The 2,572-nt window shown below is 48.5% G+C and carries 2 protein-coding genes; both read left to right on the plus strand.

The annotated features are described in order from the left end of the window. The first annotated feature begins 209 nt into the window (after positions 1-209). Positions 210-1,742 carry an IS21 family transposase gene (istA, locus tag ACED28_RS23020; protein WP_135459315.1) on the plus strand — a complete coding sequence of 511 codons (1,533 nt, stop codon included), beginning with the start codon at positions 210-212 and terminating at the stop codon, positions 1,740-1,742. 10 nt (positions 1,743-1,752) lie between these two features. Further along, entirely contained in the window at positions 1,753-2,493 is a 741-nt protein-coding gene (gene istB / locus ACED28_RS23025; protein WP_371710838.1) for an IS21-like element ISVch3 family helper ATPase IstB, read from the plus strand. The last annotated feature ends 79 nt before the right edge of the window (positions 2,494-2,572 follow it).

A 2,572-nucleotide genomic window follows, 5' to 3' on the forward strand; every position in this document is an offset into this window, starting at 1 on the left:
TGCATATTTCGGAGCATTCCGATCAGTCATTTCGGGATTATCCGATCACCCATTTCGGTTTAAACCGATCACTGATTCCGCGATTATCCGATCACTTTTAGTCAAACTCCGAAATCGGTGATCGTAATGGCCGAAATCCTTCCTTTTTCTCTTTTAAATCAATAGCTCGCTATTCTTTACTTCTTAAACAAGAAGGAAAGGAAGCGACAATGGCCAAAAAGAGAACTCCAATGAACAAAATCAAAGAGGTATTACGCCTTAAATACGACTGCGGCCTCTCAAATCGTGGTATCGCTTCTTGCCTTAAACTCGGCCCGTCCACCGTATCAGAACTCCTTACTCGCTTTAAACAAAGCCAACTTGGTTGGCCTCTACCCGACAGTTGCAGCGATGCAGATCTCACACAGACGCTGTATCACGGCAAGAAAGTCAGTCGAGATAAAGTTATGCCAGACTTCACTCAATACGCAGTCGAACTCAGGCGTAAAGGTATGACAAAGATGCTGCTCTGGCAGGAGTATCATGAGCAATATCAAGAGCAAGCTTACGCTTACACTCAGTTCTGCGAGCACTTCACTCGTTGGTTCAAAACCCAAAAACGCAGCATGCGCCAGCTTCATGTTGCAGGTGATAAACTGTTTATCGATTACTGTGGGCCTCGGCTTCAGGTGGTCAACCCTGACACAGGCGAAGTGCGCGAAGCGGAGGTGTTCGTCGCGACTTTAGGCGCGTCCAATTACACTTATGTTGAAGCCTTCCCCAGCCAAGGGAAGCCCTACTGGTTAGAGGCGCATGCGAATGCGTTCGAACACTTCGGTGGCGTACCACAACTCTTAGTTCCCGATAACCTACGCAGCGCAGTCACCAAAGCCAATCGTTATGAGCCGAGACTGAACGACAGCTATCAAAAGCTGGCTAATCACTATCAAACAGCCGTGATGCCTGCTCGCCCCTACAAACCGAAAGACAAAGCCAAGGCAGAGAATGCCGTGCTCCTAGTAGAACGCTGGATCATGATGCGGTTGCGACACCAAGCCTTCCACACTTTTAAAGAGTTGAATCTCGCCATCCGTGAACTCATGAATGAGTTAAATCAGCGTGAGATGAAACAGTATGGCGCCAGCCGCCAAGCGCTGTTCGATAAACTCGACAAACCTGCATTAAAGCCACTGCCTAGGCAGCGTTACCTGTATACCGAAACTAAACGAGCCAAAGTTGGCCCTGACTATCACATCGAATATCGCCGTCATTACTACTCGGTTCCCCATCAACTTGTTGGTCACCATGTCGAGTTGGAAGCCTCTAATCGCCTGGTGCAGATCTACCATCAAGGTAACTTGGTGGCCCAGCATCCACGTAGCCAAAGAGAGCGAGGAAACAGCACCCAACCAGAGCACATGCCAAGCAACCATCAACATCAGAAGTGGTCGCCAGGGCGCTTGCTTAGCTGGGGAGCCAATATCGGCCCAGCCACACGAGAAGTCGTCAATAAGATGCTGAACTCCAAGCCTCATCCAGAGCAGTCTTATCGTTCCTGCCTTGGCTTGCTCAGCCTCAGTAAAACCTATGGCGAATCGCGCCTAGAGCAAGCCTGTAAAGATGCGCTGATGCTGACAAAATCCAATTACACCTTCATCAGCAATTTGTTGAAAAACAATCGTGAAGGACAACTGAGTAAAGACAACACGAGTACGCCAAATCTTGTTCATAGCAATGTTCGTGGCCCGAACAGTTATCACTAGGAGAAAGGATATGAATGCACTGAACGACCAACTCAAAACCCTACGCTTGAGCCATGCAGCGAAAGCATTAGAGCAGCAGCAAGAGCAACTGACCACCTACGCAGAACTGGACTTCGAGGAAAGGCTAAGCCTACTTCTGGAAAGCGAGATCTTGAATCGCAATCAGAGCAAAATCCAACGCTTAAAACGACAAGCCAAGCTGAGAGTAGATGCGCAGCCGAGCCAACTCATCTATAAGGAGGGACGAAACCTCAATCGTAAACAGATGAGCGAACTTCTGACGGGCAGTTATCTATACAAACACCAGAACATCTTGGTTACAGGCCCAACAGGCGCAGGCAAAACGTATCTTGCCTGCGCACTGGCAACCAGCGCCTGTGACCAACAACAAACGGTTAAGTACTACCGATTAACTCGCTTGCTTGACGACCTGACCGCTGGTCGTCTGGATGGTAGCTATCAAAAGCAACTCCAATCGCTGACTAAGAAAACCTTACTGATCCTCGACGACTGGGGGATGGAAAAACTCACTCAAGAGCATGCGGGTCACTTATTAGAAGTGCTGGAAGAGCGTTATCAAAACAGCAGCACAATCGTCATCAGCCAGTTACCTGTAAGGGAGTGGTACAACATGATCGGCAACGCCACCGTCGCGGACGCGCTAATGGATCGGTTAGTACACAATAGTCATAGAATAGAACTGGGAGGTGAGTCAATGAGAAAACTGGCGCAATCCGATCACTTAGAGTAAAAATAAGAAGAGAGAAAAACGGTAGGATCAGGTGATCGGAATAAACCGAAACGAGCGATCGCAATCACCGAAATACGCA

The sequence above is a fragment of the Vibrio sp. 1F253 genome, assembly GCF_041439295.1.
Classification (GTDB): Bacteria; Pseudomonadota; Gammaproteobacteria; order Enterobacterales; family Vibrionaceae; genus Vibrio; species Vibrio tasmaniensis_A.